Annotated in this window: 16 protein-coding genes; 6 read left to right on the top strand and 10 right to left on the bottom strand. The window is 69.2% G+C overall.

Annotation, left to right across the window (positions count from 1 at the left end):
• Nucleotides 1-4 precede the first annotated feature (4 nt).
• Nucleotides 5-508, bottom strand: coding sequence for a tRNA (cytidine(34)-2'-O)-methyltransferase (locus HV826_RS30365; protein ID WP_176420558.1), 504 nt, complete (start codon nt 506-508; stop codon nt 5-7).
• A 17-nt stretch (nt 509-525) separates the two neighbouring features.
• Here HV826_RS30365 and HV826_RS30370 point away from each other — a divergent pair, with 17 nt between their 5' ends.
• Complete coding sequence (locus HV826_RS30370) at nt 526-882, top strand: DUF192 domain-containing protein (RefSeq protein WP_176420559.1); 357 nt, start codon at nt 526-528, stop codon at nt 880-882.
• Nucleotides 883-1,001: 119 nt separating this feature from the next.
• Entirely contained in the window at nt 1,002-1,766 is a 765-nt protein-coding gene (locus tag HV826_RS30375) for a Stp1/IreP family PP2C-type Ser/Thr phosphatase (RefSeq protein WP_163782938.1), read from the top strand.
• Between the two features lie 10 nt (nt 1,767-1,776).
• Here HV826_RS30375 and HV826_RS30380 read toward each other — a convergent pair whose 3' ends face one another.
• Complete coding sequence (locus HV826_RS30380; protein ID WP_176420560.1) at nt 1,777-2,805, bottom strand: sugar phosphate nucleotidyltransferase; 1,029 nt, start codon at nt 2,803-2,805, stop codon at nt 1,777-1,779.
• 1 nt (nt 2,806) lies between these two features.
• A complete protein-coding gene (locus tag HV826_RS30385; protein ID WP_176420561.1) occupies nt 2,807-3,847 on the bottom strand; it encodes an aminoglycoside phosphotransferase family protein in 1,041 nt (346 codons plus the stop codon).
• A gap of 291 nt (nt 3,848-4,138) precedes the next feature.
• Between HV826_RS30385 and HV826_RS30390 the strand changes: the two genes are divergently transcribed.
• Nucleotides 4,139-5,506 (top strand): pyridoxal-phosphate dependent enzyme, encoded by a 1,368-nt coding sequence (locus HV826_RS30390; RefSeq protein ID WP_176420562.1) that lies wholly within the window; start codon nt 4,139-4,141, stop codon nt 5,504-5,506.
• 75 nt (nt 5,507-5,581) lie between these two features.
• Here the strand turns inward: HV826_RS30390 and HV826_RS30395 are convergent, their stop codons facing one another.
• The 6 genes from HV826_RS30395 to HV826_RS30420 form a co-directional block, all read right to left on the bottom strand.
• Nucleotides 5,582-6,022, bottom strand: coding sequence for a MaoC family dehydratase (locus HV826_RS30395; RefSeq protein WP_176420563.1), 441 nt, complete (start codon nt 6,020-6,022; stop codon nt 5,582-5,584).
• 10 nt (nt 6,023-6,032) lie between these two features.
• Complete coding sequence (locus HV826_RS30400) at nt 6,033-6,572, bottom strand: hypothetical protein (RefSeq protein WP_176420564.1); 540 nt, start codon at nt 6,570-6,572, stop codon at nt 6,033-6,035.
• 3 nt (nt 6,573-6,575) lie between these two features.
• Entirely contained in the window at nt 6,576-7,565 is a 990-nt protein-coding gene (locus HV826_RS30405) for a hypothetical protein (protein WP_176420565.1), read from the bottom strand.
• A 107-nt stretch (nt 7,566-7,672) separates the two neighbouring features.
• The gene (locus HV826_RS30410) at nt 7,673-8,095 is read right to left on the bottom strand and encodes a hypothetical protein (RefSeq protein ID WP_163782945.1); all 423 of its coding nucleotides are present in this window, start codon (nt 8,093-8,095) and stop codon (nt 7,673-7,675) included.
• A gap of 99 nt (nt 8,096-8,194) precedes the next feature.
• On the bottom strand, nt 8,195-9,340 hold the full coding sequence (locus HV826_RS30415; protein ID WP_176420566.1) for a cystathionine gamma-synthase: 1,146 nt from the start codon (nt 9,338-9,340) through the stop codon (nt 8,195-8,197).
• 47 nt (nt 9,341-9,387) lie between these two features.
• Nucleotides 9,388-10,149, bottom strand: coding sequence for a crotonase/enoyl-CoA hydratase family protein (locus tag HV826_RS30420; protein WP_176420567.1), 762 nt, complete (start codon nt 10,147-10,149; stop codon nt 9,388-9,390).
• 160 nt (nt 10,150-10,309) lie between these two features.
• On the opposite strand from HV826_RS30420, the gene HV826_RS30425 reads away from it, so the two are divergent.
• On the top strand, nt 10,310-11,296 hold the full coding sequence (locus HV826_RS30425; RefSeq protein ID WP_176420568.1) for a class I SAM-dependent methyltransferase: 987 nt from the start codon (nt 10,310-10,312) through the stop codon (nt 11,294-11,296).
• A gap of 18 nt (nt 11,297-11,314) precedes the next feature.
• Here HV826_RS30425 and HV826_RS30430 read toward each other — a convergent pair whose 3' ends face one another.
• Nucleotides 11,315-12,523, bottom strand: a complete 1,209-nt coding sequence (locus HV826_RS30430) for a Dickkopf N-terminal cysteine-rich domain-containing protein (protein ID WP_176420569.1) — start codon at nt 12,521-12,523, stop codon at nt 11,315-11,317.
• A 191-nt stretch (nt 12,524-12,714) separates the two neighbouring features.
• Between HV826_RS30430 and HV826_RS30435 the strand changes: the two genes are divergently transcribed.
• On the top strand, nt 12,715-13,383 hold the full coding sequence (locus HV826_RS30435) for an RNA polymerase sigma factor (RefSeq protein ID WP_176420570.1): 669 nt from the start codon (nt 12,715-12,717) through the stop codon (nt 13,381-13,383).
• A partial coding sequence (locus HV826_RS30440) for a FecR family protein (protein ID WP_255217491.1) occupies nt 13,370-14,549 on the top strand: 1,180 nt, incomplete at its 3' end. The genes HV826_RS30435 and HV826_RS30440, both read left to right, overlap by 14 nt.

Below are 14,549 nucleotides of genomic sequence, written 5' to 3' on the forward strand. Positions count from 1 at the left end.
CCCCTCAACTTGCCGGGAGTGCTTGCCTGCCCGCTCCGGTGAAACCGACCTGTCGCAGGGCCTCATAGGTCCCGATTCCCACCGACGTGGACAGGTTCAGGCTCCGGCGGTCCTCCAGCATGGGAATGGTGACGGCCGTCCCCGTGCCCCCCTCCATCACCTCCGGCGCCAACCCGGACACCTCCGAGCCGAACACCAGGTGGTCCCCCTCCTCGAACCGGGCCTCATACAGGGATGTCGCGGCCCGGGCGGAGAAGAGCCACCGCCGGGCCTCCGGGTAGTCCGCCACATAGGCCGCGTAGGTTGGATACAGGCGGAGAAATACCTTGTCCCAGTAGTCCAGCCCCGCCCGCTTGAGCTGCCGGTCGTCAATGGAGAAGCCCAGGGGCTCCACCAGGATGAGCCGGCAGCCCGTCACCGCGCACAGGCGCGCGACGTTGCCGGTGTTGGGGGGAATCTGGGGAGAAACGAGGACCAGGTGGAGAGGACGCGCCAGGGGCTCGAGCATGGGGTAGAAGGCGCTACATGCGCTGGAAGGTGAACAACGAGACGCGGCAACGGCTGCTGGCGGACCGGGCCGACAAGGCCAGCTCGTTCCTCCAACGGTTCAAGGGACTCATGGGGCGCCGCTCGCTGGAGGTGGGCGAGGGGCTCCATATCGTCCCCTGCAACTCCATCCACACTTTCTTCATGCGCATCCCCATTGACGTGCTGTTCCTGGACGCCCAGGGCCGCATCGTCAAGCAGATGCCCGCCTTGCCGCCCTGGCGTGCGACATCCGTGTATTTCCAGTCACGCTCGGTCCTGGAGCTCCCCGCGGGGGTGCTGGCCGCCAGCGGCACCCAGGAAGGTGACGTGCTGAGCTTCGAGCCGGTTCCTTGAAGCCCTGCCCGAAGTGCCCCTGCCTGTCCGGCCGGGATGCACGAGTTTTGACCGATTTCCGAGCGCTTTGGTAACCTCCGGCGCCACGTTTTCTCGCCCTTCTAGAAGAGTTCTCGCGCATGCGCATCGAGGTCGCTGGCAGCACCCACGTTGGGATGAAGCGGAATCACAACGAGGACAACTTCCTGATGCTCCCGGAAGAGTTTCTCTTCTGCGTGGCGGACGGCATGGGTGGCCACTCGTCTGGAGAAATCGCCAGCCGCATCGCGGTGGACGAGCTCGGGGAGTTCTACAAGCTCACGGCCAAGGACCAGGACTGCACCTGGCCCTTCAAGATGGACAAGACGCGCAACTATGACGAGAACCGGATCGCCACCGGCATCAAGCTCGCCAACGCGCGCATCTTCGAGAAGGCCTGCTCCGAGTCCAAGTACAAGGGCATGGGCACCACCATCGTCACGGTGCACTTCGGCCAGAGCGCCGTCTACGTGGGCCACGTCGGCGACAGCCGCGTGTACTACTTCCGCGGCGGCGCCCTGAAGCAGGTGACGGAGGACCACTCCCTCCTCAACGACTACCTCAAGGCGAAGAAGCTCTCGCCGGAGGAAATCGAGAACTTCCCCCACAAGAACGTCATCGTCCGCGCGCTGGGCATGAAGGAGAACGTCCAGGTGGATGTCTCCCGCGTGGAGCCGCAGGAGGACGACGTCTTCCTGCTCTGCTCGGACGGCCTGAGCGGCATGGTGACGGACGCGCAGATGCAGGAAATCCTGCAGCGCACGCCGGAGCTGGAGAAGGCCTGCTCGCAGCTCATCGACATGGCCAACGCCGCGGGTGGCAACGACAACGTCACCTGCGTGCTGGCCCGCTACCACGCCGCCTGAGCGGCGGCGCTCAGCGCCCCTTCAGCGGCGCGGCAATCCGGTGCGCGCCCCAGGCGAGCACCTCGGAGAGCGACTCCCCGGAGGACACCTCGGTGTCCTCGAAGACGGTGGCTCGCGCAAGCCGCGCCCCTGAGGCCACCTTCGCACCCGGCTCCAGCGACACGCCCGGCCCCACGGAGGCCCCGTCCGCCACCGTGGCGCCCCGCCCCAGGTACACCGGACCCTCCACCGCGCCGCTCACGCGAGCCTCCGCGTGCGCCCAGGTGCCGCTCGCACCGCGCGCGGTCCCCGCCAGCGGTGAGTCCGCGCCCAGCCACTCCAGCCGCACGCGGCCGGCGAGCACGTCCTGCACGGTGGCGAGGTAGCGCGACGGCGTGCCCAGGTCGGACCAGTACCCGTCCACCCGCACGCCACGCACCGGCTGCCCCGCCTCCATGGCGCGCACGTAGACCTCGCGGTTGATGTCCTCCGCGCCCTCCGGCGACATGAAGTCGAAGACGCGCGGCGACATCACGTGCACGCCGGTGAAGTGCCACGGCGACAGGCCCTCACCGCCGGGGCCGTGGCCAGCGATGCGGCGCACGCGGCCCTCCGCGTCCAGCTCCACCGCCGCGTAGCGCTCCCCCGCCGGCATGGGCTGCAGCACCATGGTGGCCAGCGCGCCAGAGGCCTGGTGCACGGCCACCACCGGCCGCAGGTCCACCGGGTAGAGGATGTCGCCGTTGAAGACGATGAAGTCGCCGTCCGACAGGAAGTCCCGCAGGCCGCGGATGCCGCCGCCGGTGCCCTGGATGACGGGCTCGCTCACCACGTGCAGCGGCAGCCCCGCGCGAGCGCACTCGGCGCGGGCCACGGCCGCCATGGTGTCCGGCAGGTGGTGGGTGTTGATGCCCACCGCCGTCACGCCCGCGGCCTTCAGCACCGCCAGGTGGTAGCGCAGCAGCGGCTGCCCCAGGAAGGGCATGGCCGGCTTGGGCCAGCGTTCGGTGAGCGGGCGCAGGCGCGTGCCCAGGCCCGCGCAGAGGACCATGGCCTTCATCTCAGGCCGCCAGCTCCGGGACGTACTTCGCCACCAGGTCCTGCAGCTTGCGCAGCTCCGGCCGCCGCGCGAAGCCGTCACGCACGTAGCGCAGCGACGCGGGGATGGACACCAGGAAGCCCGGGTTGCCCTTCACGCGGTGGATGAACTCGAAGCGGCCCGCGTCCTTCAGCTTGCGCTGGATGGTGAGCAAATCGAAGAAGGCCTTGAAGGACGCCGCGTCGATTCGCTCGCCGCTCACCTCCTGGAAGGTGGCGATGTAGCGGTCCAGCATCGCGTCCACGAAGTCGCGCTCCAGCTCCACGTAGCTGTCGCGCAAGAGCGCCACCAGGTCGTACTGGCGCGGGCCCTGGAGCGCGTCCTGGAAGTCGATGACGACCAGCTCGCCCTCCTTCACCATGATGTTGCGGCTCTGGTAGTCGCGGTGCGTGAAGCCGCGGGGCGCGGCGGCCAGCTGCCGGGCGATGTCGCGGAAGGTGGCGTCCAGCTCGGCGCGCTCGGCGTCCGTGGGCGTCTTGCCGCTCCACGCCTCCATGCCCCACTCGCGGAAGTGGTGCAGCTCCCAGTCGTAGAGGTCCTCGTCGAAGGCGCGGGTGAAGGCCAGGCAGTCCGGGTCCTGCTGCTTCTCCGCCGCCGCGCGCAGGCGCGCCAGCAGGTCCACGGCGCGGGTGTAGAGCGCCTCGTGGTGCTTGCCGCCCTCCAGCGCGGACTCGAAGGTGATGTCGCTCAGGTCTTCAATCACCATCATCCCGGCCGGCTCGTCGTAGCGGAGGATGCGCGGCACCCGCACGCCCAGCTTCTCCAGGTAGCGGTGCACGTTGACGAAGGGCAGCTCCTTGGGCGGCTCGCCCTGGGTGACCTCGTCGCTCTTCTTCGTCGAGTCGGGCGGCATCACCATCACCACCCAGCTCTCGGGTGGCGCGCCAACGCGGTAGTACGAGCGGCTGCTCGCCTCGCCCTTCAGCTTCGTGATGGGGGCGCTGGGAACGGGACGGCCCATGGCCTGTCCCACCTGGTCGCGCAGGGCGGCCTCGAGTTCCATATCGACGGGGTTCTCCGGAGGGGGTTGACGCAAGTCGCACCTGAGTATCGGAGGCGCGCCCATCCGGGTCAAAGGCCTGTCCGAGGGGATGCCCGCACGCCCCCTGGGCTGTCGCCCACCCGACGAGCGGCCAGCCGTCCCCCCACGTACGTCCGGGTGCGTCGGAACTCCCTGTCCGCCGGGGTGGGTTCAACACTCTCCAGGGTCGCAAGAGGCCACACGCTGTCGACCGGGCCAGTGCGGCGGCATATAAGACGCGCCGCGAACCCTCATTTACTTACGGAAGCCGCGATGGACATCCACGAGAACATCCTCACCGCCATTGGCAACACGCCGCTGGTCAAGCTCAACAAGCTCGTCGGGCCGAACGACGCGACCGTGCTGGTCAAGTGCGAGTTCATGAACCCGGGCGCGTCCATCAAGGACCGCATGGCGCTCTACATCCTCGAGAAGGCCGCGCGGGAGGGGAAGCTCAAGCCCGGCGGCACCATCGTCGAGAACACGTCCGGCAACACCGGCATGGGCGTGGCGCTGGCCGCGGCCGTCAAGGGCTACAAGTGCATCTTCACCATGCCGGACAAGATGTCCTTGGAGAAGATCAACCGCCTCAAGGCGCTGGGCGCGCAGGTGGTGGTGACGCCGACGAACGTGCCGGCAGAGGACCCGCAGAGCTACTACGAGACGGCCAAGCGCCTGCACCGCGAGACGCCGGGCGCGTTCATGCTGAACCAGTACCACAACCCCGACAACATCGAGGCGCACTACAACACCACCGGTCCTGAGATCTACGAGCAGACCGAGGGCAAGTTCGACTACTTCGTCGCGGGCCTGGGCACCGGCGGCACCATGAGCGGCGCCGGCAAGTTCCTGAAGGAGAAGATTCCCGGCCTCAAGAATGTCGGCGTGGACCCGGAGGGCTCCGTCTACGAGGGCTACTTCAAGACGGGCAAGCTGACCGAGCCGCACGTCTACAAGGTGGAAGGCATCGGCGAGGACATGCTGTGCGGCGCCATGGACTTCACCCACCTGGACGACGTGCGCCAGGTCGATGACCGCCAGTGCTTCATCGCCGCGCGCCGCCTGGCGCGTGAGGAGGGCATCTTCGCCGGCGGCTCCTCCGGCGCGGCGATTCACGTCGCGGTGCAGCTGGCCAAGGAAGTGGGCAAGGGCAAGACGATTGTCGTCGTGCTCCCGGACTCGGGCAGCAGCTACATCAGCAAGTTCCACTCGGACGAGTGGATGCGCGACAACGGCTTCATGGAGGAGAAGGGCGCCGGCACCATCCGCGACATCCTGGGCGACAAGCCCAAGGACGTGAAGACGGCGCGCCGCGGCGACAAGGTCGACCAGGTGGTGGAGACGATGCGCGGCCACGGCATCAGCCAGATGCCGGTGGTGGGCGACGACGGCCGCACGGTGGGCATGGTGCACGAGTACGACCTGCTCAACGCGCTGGTGGCCGGCAAGGCGAAGTTCGCCGACACCATCGACAGCATCATCGCGCCGCTGCAGGGCGCGCTGTCGCTCGAGACCAGCATCGCCCGCCTGCGTGAAGTCTTCGCTCAGGACAACGTGGCGGTGGTGAAGGACGGCGAGAAGGTGGTCGGCATCGTCAGCAAGATCGACCTCATCGACTACCTGCACCGCACGGGGGCGTAGTCCCCGGCGCGCTCGCGCCTGGGAAGCACCGAGGGCCTCCACGCCTCCCCAGCGGAGACGGGAGGCCCTTCGTGTTCACGGACGCCGGCCGAAGAGCACGTTGGCCAGCTCCGTCATCACCACCTCGTCCTGCTGGTTGCGCACCTCCATGCGGAGCTTGATGGCGCCCCGGTCCGGCTTGCTGCGCGACGGCGTGGCGGAGACGACCTCCACGCGCACGCGCAACGTGTCCCCGGGACGCACGGGCTTGAGCCAGCGCAGCTCGTCCAGGCCGGGCGAGCCCAGGCTGGAGGTCTGCCCCAGGAAGCTCTGCACCAGCAAGCGGTGACACAGAGAAGCGGTGTGCCAGCCACTGGCCACCAGGCCCCCGAAGATGCTGTCACGGGCACCTTCGTCGCTCAGGTGGAAGGGCTGCGGGTCAAACTGCGTCGCGAAGGCGATGATTTCCTCGCGCGACACCCTGTGGGGGCCGTGTTCGCTCACGTCCCCGGGCTGGAAGTCCTCGAAGTAGCGCATGGGCGCTACTTCAACCCGGCGGGTCCTTGGATTCCAGCTCCTCCGGATGGAACACGCGCGAAGCGACGCGGTCCAACACCTGGGAGTTCCACTTGATGCTGGCCTTCATCAGCCGGCGCATCTCCTTGGCGAAGGCGCGCTCAGTCGGCATGCGGGTGTACGTCCGAGCCAGGAAGAGGCCCCGGTTCTCCCGCTCGTAGTCCACGGTGCCGCCGCCGGCGTCCGTGCCCTCCCGCTCCTCCGCCTGGAAGCCCTCAATGACACCGGGCTTGGGCGGTTCGCGGAAGCGGTACACCAAGGCGCTGCACTTCAGCGCCTGGGTATCCTCCAACCACTCGAAGTACAGCGATGCGCCCCCCGCGTTGAGCCCACCGAAGCCCTGGGGGTTGATGCCCGGGCTGGGCGGCGTGCCCTCTTCATGGAGGAAACCCTGGACCAGTCGCTGGGCAGACTCCCGCGTCAGCGGCGTGTCCGCCGGAGCAGCGGGGCCCAGGCCCGAAATCCAGGACCTGAGCAGACCAGCGAGGCCACTGCGGGGAGCGGTCGCCATGGGTTACTGGTTGAAGTTGCCTTCGCGGGCCTGGTCGAACGGCACGCGGTTCTTGAGGTAGACGTCCTCGAACTTGTGGCCGTCGAACGGGTTCAGGTGGAACTCGTTGAAGTGGTGGACCTTGGAGCCCTCGCCACCGTCCGCGATGGGGTTCCACTTGTCCGCGACGGGGCCCAGGCCGAACATGCTGGGGACCGGGTCGCCACGGTTCACGTAGTGCACGTAGTTCGGGCCGTCCGGGTACGTGGTGGCGGCGGCGCCAAACGTCTCCACGTCAATCTTCCCCATCATCGCCTGGGCGTCCTGCTTGGACATCCCATCTTCGATGCGCAGCCGGTTGTACACGTCGTTCAGCGCGCGGCTGGAGATGAGGCCACCCTGGCTGTGCGCCATCAGGTGCACGTCACGGCCGGCCTTGATTTCCGTGTAGAGCGCGTCCGCCAGGGTGTCCACGGCCGGGTTGGTGCCCTTGTCCAGCTTGTCCTTCACGCACTGGGCCAGGTCCGCGCCCATGCCCTCGGTGGCGTTGTGGATGCCGACGACGCGCGAGCCGGTCGCGTTGGCGATGGCCTGCAGGCTCTCGGACTGGGCCTCCTTCGACGTCAGGATGCCGTTGACGTAGAGGACCGTCGACTGCGGGTTCGGGTTGTTGGCCGGCGTCACGCCCGGGATGTCCGCCAGCGGGGTGCCCGGCGGGAAGGTCGCGCCGTCCGCGCCCAGCAGCTTGCCGTCGTGCACGCGGTCCGGCTGGTTGCCGCCGCCGAAGAACTCCTGCACGCCCCGAGTCGCGCCACCGACGACGTTGCCCACGCCCCGGGCGGCGCCGGAGGCGGCGTTCTCGAAGCCATCCACGAACTGGCCGACCTTGCGGCCACCGGCGGCAGCGGCGTCCTTCACGTTGTCGACGGCGTTGCCAACGGCGTCCTGCGTGCGGTCAATGGCCTTCTCGGCACCGGTACGGACCTTGTTGATGAACTTCCCGATGGGGTTCATGGGGGCTCCAGGACGATTTGTAAGGAGTGGACTGCTGGTGAGGGGATTATCGTCCCAGCGTCTGGGAAGTTGCGGTGCCCCTCACTTTGCCGCACTGCGACAGGGGATCAGCGTCCGAAGACGCGGTCCGCCACCCGGTTCAGGACGGTGCTGCTCCACTCGAGGCTGGCCTTCATCAGCCGCTTCATGTCGTCGTTGAAGATGGGGATCTGCGGCGCGGTGGTGTAGGTGCGGCTGAGGAACAGGGACTTGTTCTCCGGCTCGAAGTCCACGGTGCCGCCGCCGGTGTCCGTGCCCTTCTTCTGCTCCTCCTGGAACCCCTCCAGGATGCCCGGCTTCGGGGTGTCCCGGAACCGGTGGATGAGGGCGCTGCACTCCAGCGCCTGCTCCTTGTCGTGCCACTCGAAGTAGAGCTGAGCGTCGCCCAGGGCGACGCCGCCGAAGCCCTGCGGGTTGATGCCGACGCTGTTGGGGTTGCCGTTGGCGGCGAGGAACGCCTGCGCCAGCATCTGCGCTTCTTCTCGGGTCATGGGGGGTCGGTCTCCAGGGGCGAGCACTGCCTGAACAGGCAGCCTAGCAAATCAGCCCGCCGCCTCCAGCCTGGACGGCGGGCCACGTGGCCCTGGCGGCTACTTCGCGGCGTCGAGCGCCTGCGCCAGGTCGTCCACCAGGTCCTGCCCGTCCTCGATGCCCACCGACAGGCGGATGAAGCCGTCGGTGATGCCCAGCTGCTCGCGCGTCGCCTTGGGGATGGAGGCGTGGGTCATGATGGCCGGGTGTTCGATGAGGGACTCGACGCCGCCGAGCGACTCGGCGCAGGCGAACACCTTCACCGTCTTGAGGAAGGTGCGCGCCGCCTCCAGCCCACCCTGGATGTCGAAGGTCACCATGCCGCCGAAGCCCTTCATCTGCTGCTTCGCGAGCGCGTGCTGCGGGTGAGCCTCCAGCCCCGGGTAGGTGACCTTCTTCACCTTGGGGTGCGTGGCCAGGAACTGGGCCACCTTCATCGCGTTCTGCGCGTGGCGGTCCATGCGCACGTGCAGCGTCTTCACGCCGCGCAGCACCATGAAGCTGTCAAAGGCGCCGGACACGCCGCCCACCGCGTTCTGGAGGAAGTACATCCGCTCCGCCACGTCCTCGCGGCTGGTGCAGACGAAGCCGCCCACCACGTCGCTGTGGCCGTTGATGTACTTGGTGGTGGAGTGCGCCACCACGTCGAAGCCGAGCTCCAGCGGGCGCTGGAAGTACGGCGTCATGAACGTGTTGTCGGCGACGGAGAGGATGTTCCGCTTCTTGGCGACCTCGGCGATGCGCGCCAGGTCGATGAGCTTGAGCATCGGGTTGGTGGGGGACTCCACCCACACCATCTTCGTCTTCGGCGTAATCGCCGCCTCGAAGTTCTCCGGCTTGGACAGGTCCACGAAGGAGAAGTGCAGCCCGGCCCGCCGGAACACCTTGTCGAAGAGGCGGAAGGTGCCGCCGTACACATCGTCCGAGACGACCACGTGGTCGCCCGAATCCAGCATGTGCATCAGCATGTCCGTGCCCGCCAGGCCGGAGGCGAAGGCCGCGCCGTGCTTCGCGCCCTCGAGCGCGGCCAGACAGGCCTGGAGCGCGTTGCGGGTGGGGTTCTGCGTCCGGCTGTACTCGAAGCCCTTGTGCTCTCCGGGGCCGTCCTGGACGTAGGTGGAGGTCAGGTAGACGGGCGTCATGATGGCGCCCGTGGTGGGGTCCGGCTCCTGACCGGCGTGGATGGCAAGCGTGTCGAAGCGCATGCTGGGGCAACTAACACAGTCCCTCCCGGCCGCGCAGCAGGACCCGCCTATTCGAACGTCCCGTGACGCCCCGCCCCCTGGGCAAAACGCGTGGCGCCGACAATGGACTCCGACTCCAGCACCTTGACGCCGCGGGCGAACTCCTGACGCAGTGCTTCCTCGGTGCCCAGCCCCGCCTGGGTGTAGGCGGAGCGCCGGTCCGCGTTCAAACACGCCTGCGGGAAGGCGGCCACCTGGCGCGCCAGGGACTCCGCGGCCTCGCGCGCCTGCCCCCGGGGCACCACGCGGTTGACCAGCCCCATGGCCAGCGCCTCCTGGGCGGGCACAGGCCGCCCCGTGAGGATGAGGTCCAGGGCCCGCGACAGGCCGATGAGCCGAGGCAGCCGCACCGTCCCCCCGTCGATGAGGGGCACGCCCCAGCGGCGGCAGAAGACGCCCAGGACGGCGTCCTCCTCGGCCACGCGCAAGTCACACCACAGCGCCAGCTCCAGCCCGCCCGCCACGGCATGGCCGCCGATGGACGCGATGACGGGCTTGGACAGCACCATGCGCGAGGGGCCCATGGGTCCATCTCCGTCCAGCTCCAGGCGAGGCATCCGGCCCTCGGAGACGGCCTTCAGGTCCGCCCCGGCGCAGAAGGTGCCCCCGTCGCCATGGAGCACGCCCACCCGCGCGTCCGGGTCCGCGTCGAAGGCACGGAAGGCCTCCGCCAGCGCCTGGGCGGTGGCGCCATCCACGGCGTTGCGCACCTCCGGGCGGTCCAGGATGACGGTGGTGACGGGGCCGTTCTTCTCGACGCGCACGCTCATGGCGGCGGAGTCTTCTTGCCTCGCGTCCGGACCGCAACCGGTGCCCGAGCGACACAGTGGGCAGGCCTGACACCCCACCGCCGCCTTTCGGCGCTTGTCGTACGGCGGAGACTCAGGGATGAGGGGGGCCGCGGTGGTCTGGACGGAAGGACGCTTGGGCATGGCTGACACACGAGGTACGCAGGGCGCTGACGACGGAACCGGCCCCGAGGGCATGTTCGCCAACCGCCTGCGCAAGGGGGACAAGCGCTTCCGCAAGTGGGCCCGGACGCAGGGCCTGACGGCCTTCCGCGTCTACGACAGGGACATCCCCGAGTACCCATTCGCTATCGACGTCTACGGCGACCGCGCCCACGTCGTGGAGTATCCCCGCCGGCGCGCCATCGCCTCTGGCGCCGCGGACACGCAGCGGGAGGAAGTCCTGGCCGCGGTGACGCAGGTGCTGGCCGTGCCCCCCGAGCGCATCTTCGTGAAGACCCACACGCCCCAGCCCTGGGGCCGCTCGCAGTACGGCCGGGTGGGCCAGGACAGCGGGCGCATCGTGGTGGAGGAGCAGGGCCTGAAGTTCTGGGTGAACCTGGGCGACTACCTGGACACCGGCCTCTTCATGGACCACCGCAACACCCGCGCGCGCGTGCGGGAGGAGGCCCAGGGCAAGCGCTTCCTCAACCTCTTCGCGTACACCGGGGCCTTCACCGTCTACGCCGCCGCGGGCGGCGCCGCGAGCACGATGACGGTGGACCTGTCCAACACCTACCTGGACTGGGCCGAGGACAACCTGGAGCTCAACGGGCTGGCCGACGCGCGGCACACGCTGGTGCGCGCGGATGCCAAGGCCTGGGTGGAGGCCCAGGCCGACGCGCCGGAGCGGTACGACCTGGTGGTGTGCGACCCGCCGTCCTTCTCCACGTCGAAGAAGATGTCGGGCAGCTTCAACGTGCAGCGCGACCACCCGCGCCTGCTGGCCGCCATCCGGGCGCTGCTCGCACCCGGCGGCGTCCTCTACTTCTCCAACAACTTCCTGGGGTTCCAACTGGACCCGAAGGCCACGCGGGGAATGGAGGTGGAGGAAATCACCCCTCGCTCCATCCCCGAGGACTTCCAGCGCAAGGAGATCCACCGCTGCTGGCGCATGGTGGCTCCCTGACGCGGGCGTCCGCCCCGGCTACAGCCAGCAGACGTTGTCGATGCAGCGCTCGCCGGCGGGGCACTCGCAGTTGGCCTGGCAGCTGTCGCCGCTGCCCGTGTTGACGGGCTTGCAGACGCCGTCCGTGCAGGCCTGACCGGACGGGCACTCGCAGTTGGCGCGGCACACCGGGGTGGACGTTCCGGAATCCTGCACCGGCGGCGGCGCGGGCACCTTGCACTGGCCGTTGGAGCAGACCTGGCCCGACGGGCAGTCGCAGTTGGCCTGGCAGGCCGGGCCCGTGCCCGCGTCCGGCGGAGGAGGCGGCGGGGCCGGCGGCCGGCAGTAGCCGTTGGTGCAGACGTCACCCGAGGGGCAGTCGCAGTTGGCCACGCACGTCTGGCCCGGGTCCGGCTGCGGCGCCTTGCACTGGCCATTGAAGCAGACCTGGCCGGCGGGGCACTCGCAGTTGGCGCGGCACTGGCCCCCGTCCGGGATGGGCATGCAGTAGCCAATCTGGCAGCTGTAGTCGTCCGGGCACTGGGTGGTGGAGTCGCAGGCCGCGCGGCACTGGCCATCCACGCAGTCCTTCCCGTCGGAGCAGTCCGCCGCCGTGGAGCAGGTGTTCGGGTCCACCGGGCGCGGGCGGCACAGGCCGCTCACGCAGGTGTCCGTGGCATCACACCAGGAATCGTCATAGCAGCCGCGGATGCACTGGTTGTTGATGCAGTAGTTCCCCGCGCCGCAGTCCATGTTCACGCGGCACTGCTGAGAAGAACCCCCGTCCACGCCCGCGTCCGGGCGCGTCCCACCGTCGGAGCCAGCGTCCGGACGCGTCCCGCCGTCCGTCCCTGAATCCGGGCGCGTCCCGCCATCGGAACCCGCGTCCGGGCGCGTCCCGCCGTCCACGGCGCCGTTCCCGACGCAGTAGTGGTCGTCGCACCGCTGGCCCGCACCGCAGTCGGAGTTACGCGAGCAGAACTGCGAGCAGACGCTGTTGATGCAGACCTGGGACCCGGGGCAGTCCCGGGAGGACGAACACTCGCCCGAGTCAGGCGGAACGGTCCGACAGACGCCGCTGCGGCAGCTCTCACCGATGTCGCAATCCCGGTCGGTTGAGCAGTAGCAAATGTCGTCGTCGTAGTCGTCGTACCAGTCATCCTCTCCATGGACGATGCAGCCCGGGAGGACAGAGAGGACGGCGAGCAGCGGCAGCCACATGAGGCTACGTATGGGGGTGTTCCGCATGAGTGGGGACTCCGAAAACTCAGGGGGTACCGGTCCGGCCACCGGAGGTGTTGCCCGGTTTCAGCAGCGGTGGACTCCGTAGCGCAGACGGATGATCAAAAATTTTATTTGATCGGCTTTCGTCTTTCCGGAGACCCATGGCCATGGAGGTATGTAGTGGCCTGGACCTTTCAGCCGAGGGAGAACCCCTGGTGTTCCTGCGTGGAGCCCGCTCATTCGCGCACGTCACCAACCTCTCCGAGGAGCGAAAGGGACGCGACGTGTCCGGTGTTCCCACCCAGGACGAGGTGCGGCTCCAGGCCCTGGTCCGGCGCATCCAGGAGGGCGACCTGACGGCCTTCGAACAGCTCTATGCCCTCACGCAGGCGGATGCCTCGCGCACCTTGTGGCACCTGGTCGGCAACCGCGTGGACGTGGAGGATCTGCTCCAGGAGGCCTATCTCCGGCTGCTGACGGCCGTGAAGGGCTACCGGGGCGAGTCCCGGTTCCGGACCTTCTTCTATCGCGTGTGCTCCAACGTGGCCCTGTCCCACCTGCGCTGGAAGCGGCGCCGGCCAGAGGACTCTGTCTGGGAGCTGCCGGAGACGGCGGCGGAAGGAGAGGACCCGGAGCGGGTGGCCTCGCGGCGTCAGGCGGCCCGGCTGGTGGAGCTGGCGCTGGAACGGCTGAAGCCGAAGAAGCGCATCGTCTTCGTGTACTACGAGCTGTGTGGAATGAGCCCGGACGAGATTGCCGAGGCCGTGGGCAGCTCGCCCAACACCGTCCGCAGCCGCCTCCACCATGCGCGGCTGGAGTTCAACGAAGCCATGCAGCGACTGCTCGGCGCCAACCGTCCCGGAGGTCTCCATGGCTCGCCATGAGCACCGCTCCCTGTGGGCCCTGGCCGCGGCCGAGCTGGACGCGGACGCGCGCTGCCGGGTGGAGGCGCACGTCGCCGCCTGCGTTGAATGTGCCCAGGCCCTGGAGCAGGTGCGGCAGTCCCGCGCGGTCCTCCACGCGGGACGCGGCGCCATGCCCCCGCCGCGCTCGGACGCCATGGGCGAAGGACTCCGCGCGGAGGCGGCTCGGCGCATGGCCCGTGGCGCGCCCAGGGCCCGCTGGCCGTGGGCCGTGGCGCTCGCGGGCGCCTGCGCGGCGATGCTGGCGTTCTGGATGGTCCGCGCGCCCCGGGCGATGGATGAGGGTGGAGCGCTCGTGGCTCAGGGGGAGGCCCCCTCCCCTCCTGCGTCCAGTATCTCCGTTCCGTCGCACGGCGGTGACGTGGTGCCCTCGGGTCCGGAGGCTGCCCCGCACGCCGCGGCCGGCGGCGAGCCGTCTGTGCCCACGAATGCGGCGCAGAAGCTCGACGCCACCACGCAGACGGAGCGGGTCGCCGTCGCGGGGGCCATCCTGCGCGAGGCGGGAGGCACGGAGCGCGCGCTCAAGCCCGGCATGCGGCTGCGTTCGGGTGTGGCGGTGCGGACGCCCGCGCGCTCCAGCGCGTTGCTTCGGCTGCCGGATGAAAGCCGCGTTCGGCTGTCAGCGGGCTCGGAGGTGGAGCTGTCCCGCGCGGAGTCGCGCGATGTGCACCTCACCGTGAACAAGGGACGCCTTTCCGTCGAGGCCTCGCACACCGCGCGCCAGGGCTTCATGGTGGAGGTGGCGGGCCTGCGCGTCTCCGTGGTGGGCACCCTCTTCACGGTGGAGCGCACGAAAGATGGCGCCGCCGTGGCCGTCGCGGAAGGGCAGGTCCGCGTCGAGGTGGAAGGCCAGCCGCCGCGGCTGGTCGGGCCTGGCGAGCGCGTGGAGCTGCACGCGGCGAAGCACACGCTGAACCCTCGGAAGATGTCGAAGCCGGACCTGCGGGCCATCGCGGAGCTCAGGGAGCCGGTGGATGAAGTCCCGGTGAGCCCGCCCAAGCCCGTCAGCGCCCGGCCTGTCCCCTCGCAGAAGCCCGCGCCGGTCAACGAGCCCGCGCCCACGACGCCGGGCGCGGTGGCGGCGGTGACACCCAAGGCGCAGGAGCCCCTCGGCGAAGCCTCGGCCC

Source organism: Myxococcus sp. AM010 (genome assembly GCF_013372585.1).
In the GTDB taxonomy this organism is placed as follows: Bacteria; Myxococcota; Myxococcia; order Myxococcales; family Myxococcaceae; genus Myxococcus; species Myxococcus vastator.

What these genes read in the sequence shown, in the direction of transcription:
- HV826_RS30390 (WP_176420562.1), top strand. Translation starts at nt 4,139, where the DNA reads ATGGACATCCACGAGAACATCCTCACCGCCATTGGCAACACGCCGCTG.
- HV826_RS30425 (WP_176420568.1), top strand. Translation starts at nt 10,310, where the DNA reads ATGGCTGACACACGAGGTACGCAGGGCGCTGACGACGGAACCGGCCCC.
- HV826_RS30370 (WP_176420559.1), top strand. Translation starts at nt 526, where the DNA reads ATGCGCTGGAAGGTGAACAACGAGACGCGGCAACGGCTGCTGGCGGAC.
- HV826_RS30375 (WP_163782938.1), top strand. Translation starts at nt 1,002, where the DNA reads ATGCGCATCGAGGTCGCTGGCAGCACCCACGTTGGGATGAAGCGGAAT.
- HV826_RS30405 (WP_176420565.1), bottom strand. Translation starts at nt 7,565, where the DNA reads ATGAACCCCATCGGGAAGTTCATCAACAAGGTCCGTACCGGTGCCGAG.
- HV826_RS30385 (WP_176420561.1), bottom strand. Translation starts at nt 3,847, where the DNA reads ATGGAACTCGAGGCCGCCCTGCGCGACCAGGTGGGACAGGCCATGGGC.
- HV826_RS30380 (WP_176420560.1), bottom strand. Translation starts at nt 2,805, where the DNA reads ATGAAGGCCATGGTCCTCTGCGCGGGCCTGGGCACGCGCCTGCGCCCG.
- HV826_RS30400 (WP_176420564.1), bottom strand. Translation starts at nt 6,572, where the DNA reads ATGGCGACCGCTCCCCGCAGTGGCCTCGCTGGTCTGCTCAGGTCCTGG.
- HV826_RS30415 (WP_176420566.1), bottom strand. Translation starts at nt 9,340, where the DNA reads ATGCGCTTCGACACGCTTGCCATCCACGCCGGTCAGGAGCCGGACCCC.
- HV826_RS30430 (WP_176420569.1), bottom strand. Translation starts at nt 12,523, where the DNA reads ATGCGGAACACCCCCATACGTAGCCTCATGTGGCTGCCGCTGCTCGCC.
- HV826_RS30410 (WP_163782945.1), bottom strand. Translation starts at nt 8,095, where the DNA reads ATGACCCGAGAAGAAGCGCAGATGCTGGCGCAGGCGTTCCTCGCCGCC.
- HV826_RS30395 (WP_176420563.1), bottom strand. Translation starts at nt 6,022, where the DNA reads ATGCGCTACTTCGAGGACTTCCAGCCCGGGGACGTGAGCGAACACGGC.
- HV826_RS30365 (WP_176420558.1), bottom strand. Translation starts at nt 508, where the DNA reads ATGCTCGAGCCCCTGGCGCGTCCTCTCCACCTGGTCCTCGTTTCTCCC.
- HV826_RS30420 (WP_176420567.1), bottom strand. Translation starts at nt 10,149, where the DNA reads ATGAGCGTGCGCGTCGAGAAGAACGGCCCCGTCACCACCGTCATCCTG.